Raw genomic sequence first — 870 nt, 5'->3', positions numbered from 1 at the left:
ACCGCACCTGCTCACCCACCGCGGACCCGCCCGCGTCTTCGACTCCCCCGAGGCGTACCACGCCGTCGCCGACGACCCCGCCCTGGACGTCGACGAGAACACCGTGATCGTCATCCGCAACGCGGGCCCCAAGGGCTACCCGGGGATGCCCGAGGTCTCCAACGTGCCCTTGCCTGCGAAGCTGTTGAAAGCGGGTGTCACGGACATGGTGCGCGTCTGCGACGGCCGGATGAGCGGCACCGGGTACGGGACGGTCGTGCTGCACGTGGCGCCCGAGGCCGCCGTCGGCGGACCCCTCGCCCTGGTGCGCGACGGCGACCCCGTCGTCCTCGACGTCCCCGGCCGCACCCTGCGCCTGGACGTCGACGACGCCGAACTCGCCCGGCGCGGCGAGGACTTCGTCGCGTCCGCCTGGCAGCGGGGATGGCAGCCCGCGGACGTCGTCCGGGTGGTGCGGCGGGAGCTGGACGAGACGCATGTGCGTCTGGCCGGCGCGCTGATCCGCGCCCAGGCGCGGCGGGACGGGCGGGCGCGTGGGGCGCGGTGGGAGGCGCAGCTGGAGGAGCTGCCCGAGGCGGAGGGTTTCGCTCCGCGCGGTGACCGGTTCTCGCACGTCACCGCCGTCCTGGAGCTGTACCGGCTGCTGCTGAGGCTGCCCCCGCTGGAGCCGCTCGACGAGGCGGCGGCGCCGTCGCCCGCGGGGCGCGAGCGGAGGCCGGAGTCCCGCATGCTCGGCCGCATCCGGGCGCTGCTGGCGAAGGCCGAGGCGACCGGCTTCCCGGAGGAGGCGGAGGCGCTGAGCGCCAAGGCGCAGGAGCTGATGGCGCGGCACAGCGTCGACGAGGCGCTGCTCGCCGCGCCATCAGCTCC

Annotated in this window: 1 protein-coding gene; it reads left to right on the top strand. The window is 75.5% G+C overall.

The window, feature by feature from the left end; translation table 11 throughout:
- A partial coding sequence (locus LPA54_RS33235; protein WP_228984453.1) for a dihydroxy-acid dehydratase occupies nucleotides 1-870 on the top strand: 870 nt, incomplete at both ends.

The sequence above is a fragment of the Streptomyces sp. DH12 genome, assembly GCF_020873895.1.
GTDB lineage: Bacteria > Actinomycetota > Actinomycetes > Streptomycetales > Streptomycetaceae > Streptomyces.
Note: the sequence above shows the minus strand (reverse complement) of the source record. Positions and strands in the feature narration are given on the sequence as shown.